At 63.6% G+C, this 18710-nt stretch carries 18 protein-coding genes and 1 tRNA gene; 7 read left to right on the forward strand and 12 right to left on the reverse strand.

The window, feature by feature from the left end; all coding sequences use genetic code 11:
- Nucleotides 1-7 precede the first annotated feature (7 nt).
- Both C8N35_RS08735 and C8N35_RS08740 read right to left on the reverse strand, forming a co-directional pair.
- Nucleotides 8-97 (reverse strand) — tRNA-Ser (locus C8N35_RS08735).
- Nucleotides 98-413: 316 nt separating this feature from the next.
- The gene (locus C8N35_RS08740) at nt 414-683 is read right to left on the reverse strand and encodes an SEL1-like repeat protein (RefSeq protein ID WP_170122054.1); all 270 of its coding nucleotides are present in this window, start codon (nt 681-683) and stop codon (nt 414-416) included.
- Nucleotides 684-1272: 589 nt separating this feature from the next.
- Here C8N35_RS08740 and C8N35_RS08745 point away from each other — a divergent pair.
- The gene (locus C8N35_RS08745) at nt 1273-1701 is read left to right on the forward strand and encodes a DUF2147 domain-containing protein (protein WP_107989304.1); all 429 of its coding nucleotides are present in this window, start codon (nt 1273-1275) and stop codon (nt 1699-1701) included.
- 94 nt (nt 1702-1795) lie between these two features.
- On the opposite strand, the gene mdoH is transcribed toward C8N35_RS08745, so the two are convergent.
- The 6 genes from mdoH to fliK form a co-directional block, all read right to left on the reverse strand.
- Nucleotides 1796-3592, reverse strand: a complete 1797-nt coding sequence (gene mdoH, locus C8N35_RS08750) for a glucans biosynthesis glucosyltransferase MdoH (RefSeq protein ID WP_107989305.1) — start codon at nt 3590-3592, stop codon at nt 1796-1798.
- A 110-nt stretch (nt 3593-3702) separates the two neighbouring features.
- Entirely contained in the window at nt 3703-4056 is a 354-nt protein-coding gene (locus C8N35_RS08755; RefSeq protein ID WP_107989306.1) for a hypothetical protein, read from the reverse strand.
- Between the two features lie 8 nt (nt 4057-4064).
- Nucleotides 4065-5690, reverse strand: coding sequence for an OpgD/OpgG family glucan biosynthesis protein (locus C8N35_RS08760; RefSeq protein WP_107989307.1), 1626 nt, complete (start codon nt 5688-5690; stop codon nt 4065-4067).
- Nucleotides 5691-6178: 488 nt separating this feature from the next.
- Entirely contained in the window at nt 6179-7663 is a 1485-nt protein-coding gene (gene gatB, locus C8N35_RS08765; RefSeq protein WP_107989308.1) for an Asp-tRNA(Asn)/Glu-tRNA(Gln) amidotransferase subunit GatB, read from the reverse strand.
- A 127-nt stretch (nt 7664-7790) separates the two neighbouring features.
- Nucleotides 7791-8075 carry an EscU/YscU/HrcU family type III secretion system export apparatus switch protein gene (locus tag C8N35_RS08770; protein ID WP_107989309.1) on the reverse strand — a complete coding sequence of 95 codons (285 nt, stop codon included), beginning with the start codon at nt 8073-8075 and terminating at the stop codon, nt 7791-7793.
- Entirely contained in the window at nt 8072-10486 is a 2415-nt protein-coding gene (gene fliK / locus C8N35_RS08775) for a flagellar hook-length control protein FliK (RefSeq protein ID WP_107989310.1), read from the reverse strand. The genes C8N35_RS08770 and fliK overlap by 4 nt, the downstream gene beginning before the upstream one ends.
- A gap of 235 nt (nt 10487-10721) precedes the next feature.
- Here fliK and C8N35_RS08780 point away from each other — a divergent pair, with 235 nt between their 5' ends.
- Entirely contained in the window at nt 10722-10973 is a 252-nt protein-coding gene (locus tag C8N35_RS08780) for a DUF6455 family protein (protein ID WP_107989311.1), read from the forward strand.
- Nucleotides 10974-11081: 108 nt separating this feature from the next.
- Here the strand turns inward: C8N35_RS08780 and gatA are convergent, their stop codons facing one another.
- Together gatA and gatC are read right to left on the reverse strand one after the other, a co-directional pair.
- Nucleotides 11082-12554 (reverse strand): Asp-tRNA(Asn)/Glu-tRNA(Gln) amidotransferase subunit GatA, encoded by a 1473-nt coding sequence (gene gatA / locus C8N35_RS08785; RefSeq protein ID WP_107989312.1) that lies wholly within the window; start codon nt 12552-12554, stop codon nt 11082-11084.
- Between the two features lie 56 nt (nt 12555-12610).
- Nucleotides 12611-12898, reverse strand: coding sequence for an Asp-tRNA(Asn)/Glu-tRNA(Gln) amidotransferase subunit GatC (gene gatC / locus C8N35_RS08790; protein ID WP_107989313.1), 288 nt, complete (start codon nt 12896-12898; stop codon nt 12611-12613).
- Between the two features lie 241 nt (nt 12899-13139).
- Between gatC and C8N35_RS08795 the strand changes: the two genes are divergently transcribed.
- Complete coding sequence (locus C8N35_RS08795) at nt 13140-13637, forward strand: YHS domain-containing (seleno)protein (RefSeq protein ID WP_210203460.1); 498 nt, start codon at nt 13140-13142, stop codon at nt 13635-13637.
- A gap of 236 nt (nt 13638-13873) precedes the next feature.
- On the opposite strand, the gene C8N35_RS08800 is transcribed toward C8N35_RS08795, so the two are convergent.
- Entirely contained in the window at nt 13874-14581 is a 708-nt protein-coding gene (locus tag C8N35_RS08800) for a metal-dependent hydrolase (protein WP_107989314.1), read from the reverse strand.
- Between the two features lie 234 nt (nt 14582-14815).
- Between C8N35_RS08800 and C8N35_RS08805 the strand changes: the two genes are divergently transcribed.
- The 4 genes from C8N35_RS08805 (at nt 14816) to C8N35_RS08820 (ending at nt 17008) form a co-directional block, all read left to right on the forward strand.
- Nucleotides 14816-15199: a hypothetical protein gene (locus C8N35_RS08805; RefSeq protein WP_107989315.1), complete on the forward strand. Its 384-nt coding sequence runs from the start codon at nt 14816-14818 to the stop codon at nt 15197-15199.
- 264 nt (nt 15200-15463) lie between these two features.
- Nucleotides 15464-16207: a sulfotransferase family 2 domain-containing protein gene (locus tag C8N35_RS08810; protein WP_107989316.1), complete on the forward strand. Its 744-nt coding sequence runs from the start codon at nt 15464-15466 to the stop codon at nt 16205-16207.
- A gap of 27 nt (nt 16208-16234) precedes the next feature.
- Entirely contained in the window at nt 16235-16720 is a 486-nt protein-coding gene (gene ruvX, locus C8N35_RS08815; protein WP_107989317.1) for a Holliday junction resolvase RuvX, read from the forward strand.
- 90 nt (nt 16721-16810) lie between these two features.
- Entirely contained in the window at nt 16811-17008 is a 198-nt protein-coding gene (locus C8N35_RS08820) for a hypothetical protein (protein WP_107989318.1), read from the forward strand.
- Between the two features lie 18 nt (nt 17009-17026).
- Here the strand turns inward: C8N35_RS08820 and C8N35_RS08825 are convergent, their stop codons facing one another.
- Complete coding sequence (locus tag C8N35_RS08825; protein WP_107989319.1) at nt 17027-18673, reverse strand: isovaleryl-CoA dehydrogenase; 1647 nt, start codon at nt 18671-18673, stop codon at nt 17027-17029.
- Between the last annotated feature and the right edge of the window lie 37 nt (nt 18674-18710).

An 18710-nucleotide genomic window follows, 5' to 3' on the forward strand; every position in this document is an offset into this window, starting at 1 on the left:
GGCCAAGTGGCGGAGAGGAAGGGATTCGAACCCTCGATACCATCACTGGTATACTCCCTTAGCAGGGGAGCGCCTTCGACCACTCGGCCACCTCTCCGTTCGAAACGCTGTATGCCTGATGGCCGGCGACGATGCAAGGCAGAAAGCCCGCGGCGGATGGAAGTTTCAACAAGGACCCGAGGCGCAGTCCACTCACCCGCCCTATACGAGCGAGTGGACTGCGCCCCGCACATGACCTCCACGGGCCATTTCGAAAGCCCTTTTGCCTACCCGACCGGCAAGACGCTCGTGCCGTTCAAACGCGAAGCGCCCTTGCCCCTTGCCCCCAGACCGCCCTTGCGCGAACGGGCAAGTGGTGGACAATCCTGCAGCGCCCGACACGGGCAATGACCGCGCCGCTGCAATGTCGACCCTCAATGCATGCCCAGCCATTCGCGCGCCGCGCGCTGGGCCTCGGCGATATCGGACGAGCTCATTACTTCCGATATCTCCTTGCGGTAACGCGCCGCATCGCCGTAGCCCTTCATGGCGGCCAGGTTGAACCACTTGTGCGCAGACACCAGGTCTTCCGCAACGTCACGCCCCGACGCATAGCTCATACCCAGTTCAAACAGCATCTCTGCATTCATCTGCTGCGAACCCATCGCGGCCATGTCTTCGCTCAGAACCTCAAAACGAGCCATTGTCTTCACCCTCTACTGAAAACCGTTCCCTATCACTGCAGACCATCTCTTGTGCGGTCCATGTCCTGACACGGAGAAGTCTCACCCAATGGCTTCAAGCGGGAGTAAATTTTCTCGGTTAACGAGGCAAATACAAATTAAAAACGAACGGTAAACGTAAGGGTTTCCTAACCCACCAGCGCCATTTCCACCAATAAAAACAATATGCCGCCTGGGACTACCGACTATTAACGATCACACTTCAATAACCATCGCGACACATGCCCCAAAAAATTCCGATTGTCCTATCGCGGAAAAACAACGGCAGCCCCTCCCCCGCCATTGCCTCGCTCCAGGCGCAAACTCGCTGCGACGGCCGCTTCAGAATATCGCATACCTGCCGTAACGGCACGTCTTGCATGGTGTTCGAAAGCCGATACGCTCTTGTCCAATACGCGTTCGATGTCCCGTATCCGCCGAAATTGCCGGCGCGCACGTGGCGCGAACCGGCCCGCACCTGCACGGGAGGAAATCGCAGGTGACGGCACGAGGCCACCGGGGGCGGTATCTCAGGAAAGCAACAACATAAGATCAAGTGGAGGAGACAAGCATGAGGAAAGCAATCAAGGTCCTGTCGGTCGCAACCGGCATCGCGATCGCCGGGGCGCTGACGATGGGGGCGGCGGCGGCGGCCGATGCCGAAGGCACCTGGGCGCGCCCCTCCGGCAGCTCGCAAATCCGCATCGCGCCGTGCGGCAGCGCCCTTTGCGGCAAGCTCGTATGGCTGCGCGACAAGGGCAAGAAGGACGAAAACAACCCCGACACCTCCAAGCGAGATCGCTCGCTTCTCGGCGTCCTTACCGTCTACGGCATGAAACCGGCGGGCGAGAACGAATGGCGCGGCAAGGTCTACAACGCCGAGGATGGCAAGACCTACACGGGCAAGATGGAACTGATCACCCCAAGCAAGCTGAAGCTCTCCGGCTGCGTGCTGGGCGGGCTCATCTGCAAGGGCGAGACATGGCGGCGGGTGAAGTAGGCCCGACGCCCGCGAGCTTCCGTCCCTGCTCCGCTTGAGTTGCGCATTGGGTCGACCGCCCGACAGGCTCGGCAGCCTCACAGACTCGGCAGACTCAGGCAGCCTCTCGGGCGGGCTCGCCCGGCTCGCTCTTGTAGAAATCAAGGGCACGGGCCGCGGCCGAGATGACGGGAACGTCACACCATTCCTGCGGTGTCAGGAAGACGCCGCGGTTGCGCGCCCGCAAGCCGGACTTCGGCGATGCCGTCCACCAGATGATCACCGGGGCGAGCACCAGAGGCACCGCGACCGGCCACAGCCACACCACCAGCGCCGGCGCGAAATAGTGGGCAAAGAGCATGGTGCCAATACCGAAGAGAACCATCCACCAGCTCGCCTTCCACGCGGTGACGAAGTCGAGCGAGCCATCCTCCCGCTCGCTGGACGGCCAACCGAAATCGGCGCCCGTGAGCACCTGATAGACCGAGCGGCTCTGAAACATCATGTGGATCGGCGCCAACAGCGAGGCGAGCAGCAGCTCAAGCAACGCGGAGAGCGACGCACGCCCGCTGCCGCCATAGGGCCCGTCATCGCCGGTCATCACCGCGCGTGCGAGCAGCAGCGCCTTGGGCAGGATCAGCAGCGCGACGACGCCAAACAGCAGCGCCAGCCCCTTCTCCGTTTCGGGATGCGGAAACCGCGGAAAGAGCGAGTCGGACATGAAATAGACCGGCGGCGGCGCAAACAGCGGTGCGGCAACGCTCGCGACCAGGAACATCAGCCAGATCGGCGAGGCGATATAGCCGAAAATGCCCTGGATAATGTTCAGCCGGCTCCAGAACTTGAGCTTCGGCGCACCCAGCAGGCGGGCGTGTTGCAGATTACCCTGGCACCACCGCCGGTCCCGCTTGGCATATTCGATGAGATTGGCCGGCGCTTCCTCGTAGGACCCGCCGAGATCGGGATCGAGCCTCACCCGCCAACCACCACGCGCCAGCATCGCCGCTTCCACGGTGTCATGAGACAGGATATCGCCGCCAAAAGGCGGCTTTCCGGCCAGAGACGGCAAACCGCAGGTCTCCGCGAAGGCGCGCATCCGGATGAGCGCATTGTGCCCCCAGAACGGGCCCTGACGCCCCTGAAGGGCCGCGACACCGCGCGAGAACAATGGCGAATAGAAACTGGCTGAAAACTGGATCATGCGGCCGAACAGCGTCTTGCGGCCAATGATGAGCGGCACCGTCTGCAACAGGCCAAGGTCGGGCGCGGCCTCCATCCTGCGAACCATCTCCACGATGGTCTCCGCCTTCATTAGGCTGTCGGCGTCGAGCACCAGCATGTAGTCGTAAGCGCCGCCGTTGGTGCGGATGAATTCGCTGATATTCCCGGCCTTGCGGCCCGTGTTGGGCGACCGGTGGCGATAGAACAGCCGCCCCCCCGCCCCAAGCGCGGCCACCGCGCGGCGGTGAAGCCGTTTCTCGTCGGCCTGGGCCTCGGGCCTGGTGGAATCGGAGAGGACGTGGAAATCGAAAGTATCCATCACGCCCAGATCATTCAGCGCGCGATACATTGCGTCGAGACGCGCGAAGACCGCATCCGCCGCCTCGTTGTAGACCGGAATGACGATGGCCGTCCGTCCACTCGGTGTGCCATCGAAGGAGGAAACCTTCTCCGCACCGAAGATGAGACCCAGCACCGCCGTACAAGCGCCCCAGGACAGCCAAAGCGCACAGAACGCCACAAGCGTGATACGCACCACGTCGACCCAGTCGAAGCCATCGGCAACGGCGATGGAACCGAACATGGCGGCGGCTGCCACCGTCAGCCCGAGCGTCAGGATGATCGCGCCGGACCGGCGCAGGCCGACCAGCAGTGTCTCTAGTTTACCGGGCTTGCTGGGACCTGGCTGCATGGGACGACACTCCGAAACGCTCTCGCGAAGAATGAAGGGGCTGCGTCAGCCTGACATTTTGCGGGCAACAAGCCAGCGCCGGTTCAAGCTCGGCAGGAAAGCCGCAACAATCACCCCTGAGGCGTGCGCACGCGGCCGAACAGTCGCGCGAAAAATGGCGTACGCGCGCGCTCAAGAACCTGCGTCGGCATGGCCAGCGGTGCCACAGGCGCGGGCAGACAAAGCGCCGACATCACGGCCAGACGAATATCTTCCTCCACCACGCCAGCCACGATCCGCTCGACCAGCACCTCCATGTCGCCCAGCGCGCATAGACGCGGAGAACTCTCGATGACGTCTCTGACCGCATCGCGCAGCGTTGTGTCGTCGATATCCGACCGACCAATCGACCGGCGAAGAGCATCGCACGCCGCGCCCTCGGGCTCGTTGGTTCCCAAGGAGAAGCTGATATCGTGCTGAAGCATTTCGGCTCTCATACTGCTTGACCCCATTGATACGTCCAGGTTTCGGAAAGTCGTTCCTGATCGAGAAAAAGCGCCGCGCTGAGTTCAACGGGTTTGCCCGCATCCTTGCGTCTGACATCCACGATCAATCGCCAAACGTCGTTACCCGGCAATTTGTTCAATATTTTGTGCGTGATTTTGCCGTTTCCGACGTTGAGATGCACCTCGATCGCCGCGTCGTCGCCAAGCCCGACAAGGGGATCGCCAGCAAAATCAACGAGAAACTTGCGCAAGCTGGGATCGGCCTCGGACGAAGCCGTGCCGCCTTGCCCGGTGCGGGTGCGGATCACGCGGGCGAGCGGTACATCGCCCTCGACTTCCATTGCCCACAACATGCGGTAGTGCAGCCAGTGCTCGGCTCCCGCCTCCAGGCCATTCTCCGGCATCCAGAACGCCACAACATTGTCGTGAACTTCTTCCTTGGAAGGAATTTCCGCAAGGAAGACCGACCCCTTGCCCCATTCCCCCACCGGCTCGATCCACACCGAGGGACGACGTTCGTAGCGCGCCTCTGTGTCGAGATAGTGGTCGGGCGTGCGGTCGCGCTGCAAAAGCCCGAAGCCACCCGGATTGTCTTCCGAAAAGATCGAAAGCTGCAGCTGTCCGGGATTGGTGAGCGGACGCCAGATGCGTTCGCCGCTGGCGCGCAGGATGACAAGCCCATCGCTGTCGTGCACTTCCGGGCGGAAGTCGTCGAAGCCGGTATGGTCATTCTCGCCAAAGAGATACATCGAGGAAAGCGGGGCAAGCCCGAGCCGCGAAACCGCACTGCGCAGGAAGATGGCGGCCTGAACGTCGACGACGGTCTCTACCCCCGGCGTGATGGAGAAGGCGTAGGCACCTGCCACCCGCTCGCTCTCAAGTTCGGCGTAAAGCTTGATTTCGCGCGCGCCCTCGTCCGGCCGTTCGATATAGAACCGGGTGAAGCGCGGGAACTCCTCCGCGCTGCCGGAAGCCGTGTCGACCGCCAGACCGCGGGCCGATAGCCCGTAGATATTGCCGCGCCCCAGAGCGCGGAAATAGCTCGACCCCAGGAAGGAGATCAGCTCGTCACGGTAGTCGGAGCGGTTGAGCGGATAGTGAAGGCGGAAACCGGCCACGCCGGGAAGATCGATCTTTTCGAACGTCTCCTGGTCCAGCGGCTCGCGATATTCGAAATCGTCCGCCTTGAACTCCATCGGACGCAGCTGGCCCTCCACCACCTCGAACAGGTGTACGGGCTTGTCGAACAGCCAGCCCGGGTAGAACGCCTGAAGCTCGAAATTGCGTTCGTCGCCTTTCCAGCGCGCATGATCGGGCCGGAAGCGGATCCGCCGATGGGCGTCGTAGTCGAGATTGGCGACAGCCTCGGGCAACGTGCCCTGATCATCCTCGTAAGGAGCCCCTGCACGTGCTTTCATGCGGGCCACGAGCCAATCCCAATTGAACGGCGGTGGGGTTTGATCCCCGGCTTTGCCCGCATCGCTCGCGGGCGCGGCGTCCTTGGCCGGTTCCTCCGTCTCGTCCGCGAAAGCGGGCAAAGCGGTGGTCCCGATGAGCGCGGCTATGAAGCTGGCGCTGATTTTCAGGCAGTCGCGTCGATCAAATGTCGGCATGGAATCTTTATCTGGCACGTTTAGGACCTGACCGCCGGGCACGGCAGCGGCGCACTCAAGGGGCGTCCCCGCGCTTCAAGAGCGAGGTCCCGCTGGTCGCCTGCCTTTTCCCGATATGCGTATTTGGGACGTAAAGACCGAGCGTTCGGTCCGCAGTGCAAACGCAATATTTCCAGGTTGGTTCCCTGCGTTGCTGACATGCGGCGAAAACCGGCTGTTATCTCTGTATATTACCATCACACAGGGGAAAATCGGAAACGATCACGGCGAAGGCATGGCAAAAATCAGGTATTCCGATGCCGGACCCTGATTGCCATTGCCCGCGGTAAATTCCTCCGGCGATCGCGTCGTGGGATCGCCAGAAACCGGCCACCGCCAGCGGTCGCGGACGCGGCGCCCGCAACCAACCCTGCGTTGCAAATGGACTATGAGACGCCGGCCTTGCACGCCCCTGCGACCGCATGTCGCCGCGTGCCGGGCACGACTGATCAGTCGATGCCGATCTTCTTGCGCAAAAGCTCGTTGACGGCCTGCGGATTGGCCTTGCCCTGCGACGCCTTCATGACCTGGCCGACGAACCAGCCGAGCAGGCCCGGCTTTTCCTTCGCCTGCGCCGCCTTGTCGGGATTCGCATCGACAATCTCCGCGACCATCGCCTCGATGGCGCCAAGGTCGGTGACCTGCTTCATGCCACGCGCTTCGACGATCTGCTTCGGATCGCCGCCCTCGGCCCACACGATCTCGAAGAGGTCCTTGGCGATCTTGCCGGAAATGTCTCCGGCCTTGATGAGATCGATGATTCCGCCAAGCTGATCGGCCGAGACAGGGCTCGTGGTGACGTCGTACCCTTCCTTGTGAAGCCGGGCGAATAGCTCGTTGGTCACCCAGTTCGCGGAAAGCTTGGCATCACGCCCCTTCGCAACATCCTCGTAGAAATCGGCCGATGCCTTTTCCTGCACCAGAATGTCGGCATCGTAGGATGAGAGCCCATAGTCCGTCATGAACCGGGCCTTCTTGTCATCGGGAAGCTCAGGCAGGTCCTTGGCGAGTTCCGTTACATAGGTGTCATCGAATTCCAGCGGCAGAAGGTCGGGATCGGGGAAGTAGCGGTAATCGTGCGCCTCTTCCTTGGAGCGCATGGAGCGCGTCTCGCCCTTGCCCGGGTCGAACAGGCGGGTTTCCTGATCGATCTTGCCGCCGTCTTCCAGGATGCCGATCTGGCGGCGCGCCTCGTATTCGATCGCCTGGCCGGCAAAGCGGATGGAGTTGACGTTCTTGATCTCGCAGCGCGTCCCGAACTCGCCGCCCGGCTTACGCACGGAGACATTGACATCGGCGCGCATGGAGCCCTGCTCCATGTTGCCGTCGCAGGTGCCCAGATAACGCAGAATGGTCCTGAGCTTGGTCAGGTATGCCCTCGCCTCGTCGGAGGAGCGCAGGTCCGGCTTGGAGACGATCTCCATCAGCGCCACGCCCGAGCGGTTGAGATCGACGAAGGACATGCTCGGGTGCTGGTCGTGCAGCGACTTGCCTGCATCCTGCTCCAGATGCAGACGCTCCACACCGATCTCCACCTGCTCGTCATCGGACATGTCGAGCAGGATCTTGCCCTCGCCGACGATCGGCTGTTTGAACTGGGAGATCTGATAGCCCTGCGGCAGATCGGGATAGAAGTAGTTCTTGCGGTCGAAGACGCTCTTGTTGTTGATCTCGGCCTTCAGACCGAGGCCGGTACGGATGGCCTGCTTGACGCATTCCTCGTTGATGACGGGAAGCATGCCGGGCATGGCTGCATCGACAAGCGAGACGTTGGAATTGGGCTCCTGACCGAATTCGGTGGAGGCTCCGGAGAAAAGCTTCGACCTGGAAGTGACCTGGGCGTGCACCTCCATGCCGATGACGATTTCCCAATCGCCCGTGGCGCCCTTGATGAACTTCTTCGGGTCGGGGATGCGGGTATCAACGATCGTCATGGCTGCAAAGGATCCTGTCTGCGGCAAAGCGGAAGGACCGGCGCGGCGGGTTCGCATTTCGCGCGCGCGGTCTTTTGTGTTGCGTAGTGCCTCTTTCGTCGCGCCGCAAGAGGTTCTTGAACCGGTCTTAGCCCGACGGCTTGCTGCCCTTGCGAAGAATGAAGCCGATGATCACCGCAACGGCCTTGTAGAGCTCCTCCGGGATCTCCTCGTTGAGTTCCACCTGCGCCAAGGCCTGCGCGAGGATCGCATCCTCTTCCACCGGCACGCCGCTTTCCTGCGCAAGCTTCAGGATCGCATCCGCGACATGGCCCGCCCCCTTGGCGGTCACGCGGGGCGCGCCGACGCTGTCGTAGCGCAGCGCCACGGCAACCCGTTTCGGGTCGCCCTTCTTTTTCACCTCGCCGCTCATGTACGCCGGTCCAGAAACTGGCCCGAGGAGAGCTTGCCGAAAGCCACGGCAGGCTGTTTCGGCCGGCCCTGACGGATTCGCACGCTCGCCACGTCGATACCGGCGAGTTCTAGGACGCCGGCAAGCTCGTCCGCGCCACCGCGAAGAGCCATCGCGACGTCCGGCCTCTCCGCCCACACCGTAACCGCCGTGCCGCCGCTCCCGAGCGCGACGAGGCTCTCCACCGGCCCTGTCTCGGGCACATCGAGCGCGAAATGCAGCCGCCATCCAACCGCCTCGGGCTGATCGCACGTCCCCCCGCCCTGCTCGTCCCGCGAGATCTGGAACTGGGCCATCGCCGTGCCGGCCCCAACCATGAGCGGGATCTCGAATGTCCAGTGCGTCGCCTGCGCACCGCGAACCGAACTGGCGGCATCCGTTCCCGAACCGTGCGACGCGAACTGGGAAAGGCGGACACGCGAAAGCGCGGCCTCGGTGTCGGAGAGAAGCGCACGTGCCGCCTGCTGGGGAGAGGCGCTCTCATCAAGGCGCGCTGAGGCTGGCGGTTGTCCCTGCGGCTGCGCACCCGCGCGTGGCGGCGGCGGCGGCGTACCCGCGCGCGGGGCCTGAGGCAGATCGGCATCGTCACCGAGAAAGCCGGAGAGAACGGCCCGCAGAAGAAACAGCGTGCTCTTCAAATCCGCTTGCCCGCCGCCTTGCACATTCGCCGTAACAAGCGCTTGAAGCGCGTCCGAGGCGCCAGACGTGGCGGCGGCTTGTACCGTCTGCGCCCTGGCACCAGCCGGCGGGTCCTGCCTTTCACGCAAGGCCTGTGGCGCCCCGATTTGTGCTGCCGCGCCCTGCCCCTTCGCCTGAGCCGCTCCGGCCTCGCTGAAAAGCCCGGAACGGGCGGCGGCCGAGCGCACCTGCTCACCCGTTATTCCGTCCGCCGGCACACGGAAGCCCAGAAGATCGCGCACCACCTGTTGCAAAACCGGCGGCAGCGGACCGCTCTTGCCCGAAACCGCCGCCGCATTGGCAAAGAGTGGGGCAAGCGAATCCTGCCGCGCTGCGGCTGACGGACGGGCCTCATCAATCGCCTTGTTGAGGATTTCCGGCGATGTGTCGGTGCGGCTTGTCCCTTGCGGCCCACCGTGCAGCACCGTGGCCTGCGCCGGAGACGTTGCGCGCGCCGATGCGAGCGCCTTGGCCGCGTCGCCCGTCAAAGGCTGGCCCTGACGGTTGGCGAGAAGCGAAATCTCGGGGCGTTCGGCGGTCCCCGTGATCTTGACGAGCACCGTGGCCCCCGGTTCGGGCAACGTGGCCAGAGGCACCTTGACCACGGTCTTGCCGATGGCAAGTTGCGGCGTGCCATCGCCCGCCGGCTGCTGAACGCGTGCGGTCGTTACCGTTCCGGCCGCAGGCAACGCCCGGGGGCCGGAAACGATCGTTACCGGCTCCCCCGGCTGCACCCGCGCCGCATTCACCGTGCGCGCGACATCGCCCGCCAGCGGCTTCGACTGCGGATCGACCAGAGCCGAAAGCCTCGGCTCGGTTCCACCGGCCTCCGCCTTCACGGCGATCGATGTGCCGGGCGTCAGAGAGACCGGCAACCGGACCTCGACCTGCGTGCGGCCAATCGACAGCCGCGCCGTGCCGTCCGCCGCCTGGGAAACGACGCGGGCACTGACCAGATCCCCCGCGGATACGTTGAGCGACGGCGGCTGAGAGCCGGACGCCGATGTCGCCGGCTGCGGGGTGACGAGCTGCGCGGGGAAACTCGGGCCCGTGCGCATCTGTCCCGCACCGCCTTGCCCGCCGCCGGGCTGAGTGGACGCGACCTGGGCACGCACCGCATCGGCGGACACGGGCCGGCCCTGTTCGTCGACGACGATTGCAAGCCGTGGGGCCACGCCACCCGTCTCGACCTTGACGGCAACCGTCCGCATGCCCTCGGGCAGCGGCGTCGGCAGCTTTGCGGCAAGCTCAGCCCCGGAAAGCGCAAGGCGCGTTGTCCCGTCCGCTGCGCTCCCCGTGACCCGGGCCGTCAATACGGCCCCGGCGACCAGAACCGGAGGTTGAACCGGCGCTTGTGGCGTCGGGGCCACCTGTCCCGGATTTGCGGGAGTCGTTCCCTGCATCGCGGCGCGTGCGGCCTGGGGAGCAAGAGGCTGGCCATTCGTATCGACCATCAACGCAAGGCGCGGCTCGGTACCACCAGCCTCCACCTTGAGGGCGATCGCCGTGCCGGGCGGGATCTGCACCGGCAGGCGAACCTCGATCTGCTGTCCCTTACCCAGCGCCAGCCGCGCCGTGCCGTCCTGCCCCTGGGAGACTACGCGGGCGTTCAGAACCTCGCCCGTCGCAGGCGCGACAAAGCCCTGGCCGGTAGAGGCCGGCGTCGGCAGTGCGATGGTCGAAACGGTGGACAACGGCCTGCTCCGTAAAAATGCGCCTCGCGGACAAGAGAACAGGCCTGCCGGTTAATTCGCGGTATCTGCTATGCCCATTGGTACCATCAAGACATCAAATCACGCTGCTAATTGCCCCAAACAACGGGCACAGACATCGAATTGACTTCGATCAAGGCCAATCACCTCCCCAAGCGTCATCCTCGTTCACAGTACGCTGGCATCTCTGCCGGCAATCGCTTGTGGAGGGGAATCCATGGGAATTCTGAAGCATGCCGGCGATCACATGCAGATGATGGGCGAAATGATGCGCCAGACGGATATCGACGTCTCCAAGGCCGGAGGCCCAAGCGGCGATGCCTTCCTGCGCGGCTCCATCGTGCGCTGCCTGTTCTGCAAACACGGCGACGAATGCCGTTCCTGGCTTGCCGAAGGGCATGAACATAGCGAACCGCCCGCCTTCTGCCGCAACGCCGGCCGGTTCGAGAGCTTTCGCGAGGCCCTGTAAGAGCTTCGCCGGGACATGCCGGCGCGCCGCGTGACCTCACCGGGAAATGAAAAACGCCGGCTCCGCTCTCGCGGGCCGGCGTTTTTCATCAGATCTGTCGGACCTTGATCAGGCCCACCACTTCTCCGCCTGGAAACGCCCGGCGGCGTTCTCGATCACCTGCGCCACCTGAAACAGCGTCTCCTCGCCGAACGGCTTGCCGATGAGCTGAAGACCGAGCGGCAGACCCTTCTCGTTGAGGCCGGCGGGAACCGAGATGCCCGGCAGGCCCGCCATGTTCACGGTCACCGTGAAGATGTCCTGCAGGTACATGGAGACCGGATCGGTGATCGCGCCGGGCTCGAAGGCCGCATCCGGCGTCGTCGGCGTCAGGATCGCATCGACGCCAGCCTCGAACGCGAGGTCGAAGTCGCGCTTGATCAGCGTGCGGACCTTCTGCGCCTTCAGGTAATAGGCGTCGTAATAGCCGGCCGACAGCACATAGGTGCCGATCATCACACGGCGCTTGACCTCGGCACCGAAACCCGCGGCGCGGGTCTTTTCGTACATGTCGGTGATGTCGTTGCCCGGAACACGCAGGCCGAAACGCACGCCATCATAACGCGCAAGGTTCGACGAGGCCTCGGCCGGCGCGACGATGTAGTAGGCCGGCAGCGCATAATGGGTGTGCGGCAGGGAGATATCGACGATCTCCGCGCCTTCCGCCTTGAGCCACTCGATGCCCTGCTGCCACAGCGTCTCGGTCTCGGGCGCCATGCCGTCGACACGGTACTCCTTCGGAATGCCGATCTTCAGCCCCTTCACCGGCCGGCCGACAGCCGCCGCGTAATCGGGCACCGGACGATCCACCGAGGTGGTGTCCTTGAGATCGACAGAGGCCATCGATTTCAGCAGCAGCGCCGCGTCCTTGACGGTGCGCGCGATCGGGCCGGCCTGATCGAGCGAGGAGGCAAACGCCACCACGCCCCAGCGCGAGCAGCGCCCATAGGTCGGCTTGATGCCAACCGTGCCGGTGAGCGCTGCCGGCTGGCGGATCGAACCACCGGTATCCGTCGCTGTCGCCCCGGCGCAGATGCGCGCGGCCACGGCGGCGGCGGACCCGCCCGAAGAGCCCCCCGGCACCAGCGCGGCATTGGAGCCCTTCGCCCGCCACGGGTTGACGACCGCACCGTAATAGCTCGTTTCGTTGGAGGAGCCCATCGCGAACTCGTCCATGTTGAGCTTGCCCAGCATGACCGCGCCATCGGCCCACAGGTTGGAGGTAACGGTCGATTCGTAGCGCGGCTTGAACTCGTTCAGAATATGGGAACAGGCCTGGGTGTGAACGCCTTGCGTCGCGAACAGATCCTTGATGCCGAGCGGAATGCCCTCAAGCGCGCGCCCCTCGCCCGCCGCAAGCTTCCTGTCGGAGGCGGCCGCCATCTCGCGCGCCTTGTCCGGGGTCGTCACGATGTAGGCGTTTAGGGCCTTCGCGCCCTCGATCGCGCCAAGATAGGCATCGGTCAGTTCAACCGCGGAGAAGTCCTTCTTCTCCAGCCCCTCGCGGGCTTCGGCAATCGTCAGGTCTGTCAGGTCGGTCATGGAAAAATCTCGGGTCGGGCCGAAAGCGGCATGGTTCGCGAAAGCACAGGCGGCGGTTACTCGACCACCTTCGGCACCATGAAGAAGTGATCATCGCTCATCGGCGCATTGGCGACGACATCTTCGGCGCAATCGCCGTCGGTGACCTCATCGACGCGTTTGCGCATCGTCGTCTCCACCGCCGAGGTCATCGGCTCCACACCGGAGACGTCAACCTCGTCGAGCTGCTCGACAAAACCGAGGATGGCGTTCAGTTCGCCCTTCATCTTTTCGGCTTCGGCATCGGTGACGGCAATGCGCGCCAGCCGGGCAACGCGTTTCACCGTGGCGGTATCGACGGACATGGAAATCTATCCCGTTGGCTTGAGCGAACGACTTGGCGGCGTATAGCACCGCCGCTTGCGCGCGCGCAACGCCTGTCCCACCCGCGATGCGGCATCGAATGCGGCATCGGGCGGGGATCGCGGCGTCACGGCTGGCTTACGCGCCTGTGAGCGGGCTTGATTGGCATAAATCCCCCTTTCGGGCGATGACTGCAAGACCCTGTGGCCGAGGCCACGCATATTGTCCGGGAGGAATTTCGAAATGATCGCCACAAGGTTCCCTGCCGGGACCGTCAAACGGTTCGCCGCAGCCCTTTTCATGGCGGTTATACTGGCCATGGTAGCAGCGCGTCCCGGCCTTGCCGACGAGGTCAGCACCTATGTGAAGGACGGCGCCGCCATCGGTGGCATCGACCCCGTCGCCTATTTCACCGATGGAAAGCCCGTCGCAGGGTCCGACGCGTTCACCGCCACCCATGATGGCGTAACCTGGAAATTCGCCACTGCCGAGCATCGCGACATGTTCGAGGCGGACCCGCAGAAATATACGCCCGCCTATGGCGGCTACTGTGCGACAGGTGCGAGCTTCGGCTACAAGATCCCGATTGATCCCGCCACCTGGGACATCCACGCCGGCAGACTCTACCTCAATGCCGGCCCCGCGCCGCACAAGCGCTATCTCTCGGACGTCGAAGGCACGATCGGACGCGCCGACGAGAACTGGAAGAAAATCAGGGACGTACCGGCCGACAAGCTGTAGCGCCGGGTGAACCGCGCACGCTATTACGCCACACCGCGGTTGCACGACACAAGCGCGCATTAAATACTGTTACGGGAGAGCCGACCGCAACCGCGCCCACCTCACTCCAGGCTATCCACCGTCATTGCCCGACAATGGATCCCCCGGAAGAAGCCGGGGGATGACGATGCAGAGATCGCAGCGCGAAGGAGCGACACCGCCCCCCCCCCCGAGAGAAACCCCTCTCACCGATCGCTTCAGGCGGTGAATGCCTCGCCGATCGCCGGGACCTTCACCTTGGAGGCCCCTGCACCCATCGCGGTCAGGAACGTATCGGCCGTTGGATCGATGATCGGGAACGTGCCGTAGTGACACGGGATGATCGTCTCGAAATCGAAGAAGCGGGAGCAGGCCACGGCAGCCTCCTTGCCACCCATCGTGAAACGATCGCCGATCGGCACGATGCCGATCTTCGGTTCGTGGAACTCGTTGATCAGCCCCATGTCGGTGAACGCGCAGGTATCGCCCATGTGATAGAGCGTCCTCTCGCCGGGCGCGGAGATCACAAGTCCATTCGGATTGCCGAGATAGATCGGATCCAGTTCGCCGCTGGAGCAAGACGAGGAGTGGTGCGCCATGGTCAGCGCCACCGTGAACGGCCCCACGTCCACCCTGCCGCCGGAATTCATCGGATTGACATCCTTGATGCCCTGCTGCGATGCCCAGTTGCAGATCTCGGCATTCCCCGTCACCTGCGAACCGGTCTTCTTCGCAATCGCAATCGTGTCGCCGACGTGATCGTCGTGGCCATGGGTCAGCAGGATATGTGTCACGCCCTCGGCCACCTGATCGACCGAAAGATCTTTCGGAAAAACCGGATTCCCGCTCAGGAACGGATCGATCAGAATGACCGCGTCCTTGATCTCGATGCGGAAGGCGGCGTGGCCGTACCAGGTGATCTGCATGGTTTTCTCCCGTGAAGCTGTAATGGAATCAGGCGCCGCAGGCCCTCTCGGGCGCAGCCCCCTCTGAAACTGGCCCATTTCGAACCGGCAAGTGTGGGCGAAGTATAGGGCGTCTCCACCGCCTCTCAAGCGCTCAGGGAGCATGCCGTAACGTCATATTTTTTGCAGTGCAACGACATCACGAGTATGATCCCGTGTGTATTCATTTTCCCAAATTCCGTTTCGAGGGCTGCCATGTTTCCCTTTTTCTGGCCGACCGAGGTGAAGTTTCCCGGTGCCGACGGCAACTTCCAGACGATCTCGCCCGCAAGTGGCTGGTTCTCGACAACCGTCAACTACAAGGGTTCGCCTGAAATCGAGCAGCGCGTCGCAAACGAGATCGCGAGCAACGGCAAACAGCTCGGCATTATCACCGAGGCCGTACTGGAACTGGCCGGCAGCAAGAATGGTGAAAAACTCGACCGACTGCGCGACCTGAACGCACGCATCGCCGAGATCAAGGAACGCACCCTCTCGCAGATGCGCCGAGAGGCGCGCGATACGCTTGAAGCGCTCGCCAGGCGCGACAAGGATGAGGCGCGGCAGGTGGCGGAACAGATGCTGAAACAGCTTTCCTGAGCGAGTACCGCATTCAATCGGACCGAGGTCACATCCCTGACGTCATCAATGACTTTCCCGCGTCATGGTCCGTGTTCGAGCCTGGCGTGGCTATCCGACGTTTCGAGAATATGTTCAGGTGCTCGACCGCACGCAATTAAATGCGTACAACGCTTCGCAACATGATGGCTGCGGGACGAATACAGAAACGGTCACGGTCCCGCGGCGCGCCGTCCCAACGCATGATTTGTTGGGAACACTCTTTGCATCACGGTCCGAAACGACATGTATCTGCGCCTGAAACAAATCCGCAACCGGCTCGCTTATGTTGCAACTGTCACCGGACTACGTTCGCGGAAGCACTTCTTCATCCATATCCCCAAAAACGGCGGCATGTCGGTCCGCAAGGCGTCGCAGCTCGAAGGCAGGATTCTGCTTGCCAATCGAAAGCACCTGCGAAGCACTGCCTATGGAAATGCCCTGTTCGAAACCATGAAGCGGGACGGCCTGGCCCCGGGCTTCGAGCATGCCCGGCTGCGCGACGTCAATGTCTACGTGCGCAAGGCCAATACGCCCTTTGCGGTGGTGCGCAATCCGTGGTCGCGGACCGTCTCGCGCTTCACATTCGGCCAGCAGCAGCTTCCCCCCGACGAGCAGAAGGACGCTTATACGGTCGCAAGGTTCGAGGCCTTTCTCGAAGAACGGCACATCTGGGGCGACAGGGATTTCTATTGGCATCGCGCCATCCGCGGCTGGTATCCGCAACACGATTACGTCGTGGATGAGAGCGGAGCCATCGCTGTCGACATCCTGAGGCAGGAAAGGCTGTCGGCGGACCTTGTCCGGTATTTCGGCCTTGAAAACGAAATCGATCGCCGCAACGTCTCTGAAGGTCCGAAAAAGGATTATCGTTCCTACTACACGGACAGGACAATCCAGATCATCGCCGACTGGTACGCAAAAGATATAGAGACTTTCGGGTTCGATTTCGATACGACGGCGACGAGGAACACCTTCTTCGACGACTGAACTTCGACGATTGAACAGCAAACGCCCATGGCTGCCGACCCCACCCTTTCCCTCGCCGACTTCGCCGCCGCCCTGCCCCCTTTCGGGCGGCTGATCGGCATTGATCTTGGCACCAAGACCATCGGCCTTGCGCTGTCGGATGGACGTCGCTCGATCGCGAGCCCGCTCGAAACCATCCGCCGCACCAAGTTCACCGCCGATGCCGACCGGCTGCTGGCCATCGTCGCGGAGCACGAGGTGGCAGGGCTCGTCATCGGGTTGCCGCTCAACATGGATGGCAGCGAGGGCCCGCGCGTCCAGGCGACACGCGCATTCGCCCGCAATCTCGCTGGCCGCCAGCAGATGCCGATGACCTACTGGGACGAGCGCCTGTCCACCGCAGCTGTCACCCGTACGCTGCTTGAAGCTGATACTTCCCGCGCACGTCGCGGCGAACTCGTGGACAAGATGGCGGCGGCCTACATCCTGCAGGGCTTCCTCGACCGCATGGCGCACCCGATTCGCCGCGACTGACGGCGCGCGCGTTTCATCCGATCTTAAACCTCATGCGGTATCCGAAGCCTCAGCGACCAACGGGGAAGCAGGTCGCGCGAGGGGGTATCCATGAAAGTCCGTTTGCTTATGCTGGCGCTCGTGAGTGCGCCGACACTGGGTGGCTGCGCCGCCGTGGCAGTGACCGGAGCCGTGGTCGGCGGCACCGCGAAGATAGCGACCACCGCCGTCGGCGCCACTGTTGGAGCAACCACAACGGCCGTCGGCCTCGTCGTCCCCGGTAGCGACGACGATGAAGCCGGGAACTGAGCGCAAGCGCTTCCCGTCTCACATCTCCGGAAACGCGTATTCCACCAGGGCCTTGGCGTCGAAACGCGAATCCAGCATGCCATAGGTCGCCCGCCACTGGCCACCGAGGCGTGTGTCGATGAAAGCATCGGCCACCGCGCGCGGGGCGACCTGACGCAGGCAGGCGGCAGCCACCGTCAGTGCGAGTTGTTCGGTCAGGATGCGTGAGGAGCCCGGATCATCCACGCAGGCCCTTGCGGCCGCCTTCAGCACCTGGCTTGAAACCGGACCGCTGGAGCCAAGATCGCGCTCCACCTCGCCGATCACCGCATCAAGCGATTCCGGCGATTTCTGGAGTGCGCGCAGCACGTCGAGACACATGACGTTGCCCGCCCCCTCCCAGATCGCGTCGAGCGGCGCCTCGCGGTAGATGCGGGCCATCGTGCCCTCTTCCACGTAGCCATTGCCGCCAAGGCACTCCATCGCCTCGTAGACGAGCGGCGGCGTCGCCTTGCACACCCAGTACTTGGCCGCCGGCGTCACCAGACGGGCGAACAGCGCCTCCCGCTCGTTGTTCGGCCCGTGATCGAAGGCACGCGCCAGCCGTATCGAAAGCGCGGTCGCGGCCGCCACGTCGAGCGCCATGTCGGCCAGCACCCGCGTCATCATCGGCTGATCGATGAGCTTTGCGCCAAAAACCTGACGGTGACGGGCATGGTGGACGGCCTCCCCCAGCGCGGCGCGCATCTGGCCGGCGGATGCCAGCGCGCAGTCGAGCCGTGTCAACGTCACCATCTCAAGGATGGTGCGCACGCCGTGGCCTTCCTCGCCGACGAGCCAGGCGCCCGCGCCGTGGAATTCCACCTCCGAGGAGGCATTGGAGCGGTTGCCGAGCTTGTCCTTCAGCCGCTGGAGGCGGATGCGGTTGACCGTGCCGTCGGGCAGAAAGCGTGGCATCAGGAAGCAGGTCGGGCCGGCCTGCGTCTGCGCCAGCACCAGAAACGCGTCGCACATCGGGGCGGAGAAGAACCACTTGTGGCCCGTCACCTCCCACATGCCGTTGCCGCTCTGGCTGGCAGACGTGGTGTTGGCGCGCACATCCGTGCCGCCCTGCTTTTCCGTCATACCCATGCCGATCGTGACGCCCGCCTTCTGCTCGGCCGGCAGGAAACGATGGTCGTAGCGGCGCGAGGTGATGCGCGGCAGCCACATTTCCAGAAGCTCCGGCGCCGCTTTCAACGCGGCCGTCGCTGCATTGGTCATGGTCATCGGGCAGATGTGCCCGCATTCGCCCTGCGCCGTCATGTAAAGGCGCGCGCCGCGCAGCGCATGGCGCCGCCCGGTCAACGCCTGATCCCTGTCCCAGGCGGAACAGTGCAGGCCTCCCTCCACCGAACGGCGCATGAGCGCATGATAGGCGGGATGGAACTCCACCATGTCGAGCCGCCGACCCTGCGCATCATGGGTGCGCAGGGTCGGGGTATTGGTGTTGGCCAGCCGGGCCATTTCCAGCGCATCGGCCGAGCCCCAATAGGCGCCGGCGCGGGTCATGTCTTCTTCCGTCTGCGGATCCAGCAACGCATCTAGCGCGCTGCGCAGCACCGGATCGCCTGTGAACAGGTTGCGGCCGGCATAGGGTGGCGTCTGGTTGAACACCTCGTGGGTGACGCCCGGATCGTGATCCATTCCTCAGGTCTCCGCCAGTTTTGCGCGCGATTCGTGA

This window comes from Breoghania corrubedonensis (assembly GCF_003053845.1).
Taxonomy (GTDB): Bacteria; Pseudomonadota; Alphaproteobacteria; order Rhizobiales; family Stappiaceae; genus Breoghania; species Breoghania corrubedonensis.

Coding starts and splice junctions, on each gene's coding strand:
- C8N35_RS08795 (WP_210203460.1), top strand. CDS start 13,140: ATGATCGCCACAAGGTTCCCTGCCGGGACCGTCAAACGGTTCGCCGCA.
- ruvX (WP_107989317.1), top strand. CDS start 16,235: ATGGCTGCCGACCCCACCCTTTCCCTCGCCGACTTCGCCGCCGCCCTG.
- C8N35_RS08800 (WP_107989314.1), bottom strand. CDS start 14,581: ATGCAGATCACCTGGTACGGCCACGCCGCCTTCCGCATCGAGATCAAG.
- gatB (WP_107989308.1), bottom strand. CDS start 7,663: ATGACGATCGTTGATACCCGCATCCCCGACCCGAAGAAGTTCATCAAG.
- C8N35_RS08825 (WP_107989319.1), bottom strand. CDS start 18,673: ATGGATCACGATCCGGGCGTCACCCACGAGGTGTTCAACCAGACGCCA.
- C8N35_RS08760 (WP_107989307.1), bottom strand. CDS start 5,690: ATGCCGACATTTGATCGACGCGACTGCCTGAAAATCAGCGCCAGCTTC.
- C8N35_RS08810 (WP_107989316.1), top strand. CDS start 15,464: ATGTATCTGCGCCTGAAACAAATCCGCAACCGGCTCGCTTATGTTGCA.
- C8N35_RS08805 (WP_107989315.1), top strand. CDS start 14,816: ATGTTTCCCTTTTTCTGGCCGACCGAGGTGAAGTTTCCCGGTGCCGAC.
- mdoH (WP_107989305.1), bottom strand. CDS start 3,592: ATGCAGCCAGGTCCCAGCAAGCCCGGTAAACTAGAGACACTGCTGGTC.
- C8N35_RS08755 (WP_107989306.1), bottom strand. CDS start 4,056: ATGCTTCAGCACGATATCAGCTTCTCCTTGGGAACCAACGAGCCCGAG.
- C8N35_RS08745 (WP_107989304.1), top strand. CDS start 1,273: ATGAGGAAAGCAATCAAGGTCCTGTCGGTCGCAACCGGCATCGCGATC.
- C8N35_RS08770 (WP_107989309.1), bottom strand. CDS start 8,075: ATGAGCGGCGAGGTGAAAAAGAAGGGCGACCCGAAACGGGTTGCCGTG.
- C8N35_RS08740 (WP_170122054.1), bottom strand. CDS start 683: ATGGCTCGTTTTGAGGTTCTGAGCGAAGACATGGCCGCGATGGGTTCG.
- gatA (WP_107989312.1), bottom strand. CDS start 12,554: ATGACCGACCTGACAGACCTGACGATTGCCGAAGCCCGCGAGGGGCTG.
- C8N35_RS08820 (WP_107989318.1), top strand. CDS start 16,811: ATGAAAGTCCGTTTGCTTATGCTGGCGCTCGTGAGTGCGCCGACACTG.
- C8N35_RS08780 (WP_107989311.1), top strand. CDS start 10,722: ATGGGAATTCTGAAGCATGCCGGCGATCACATGCAGATGATGGGCGAA.
- gatC (WP_107989313.1), bottom strand. CDS start 12,898: ATGTCCGTCGATACCGCCACGGTGAAACGCGTTGCCCGGCTGGCGCGC.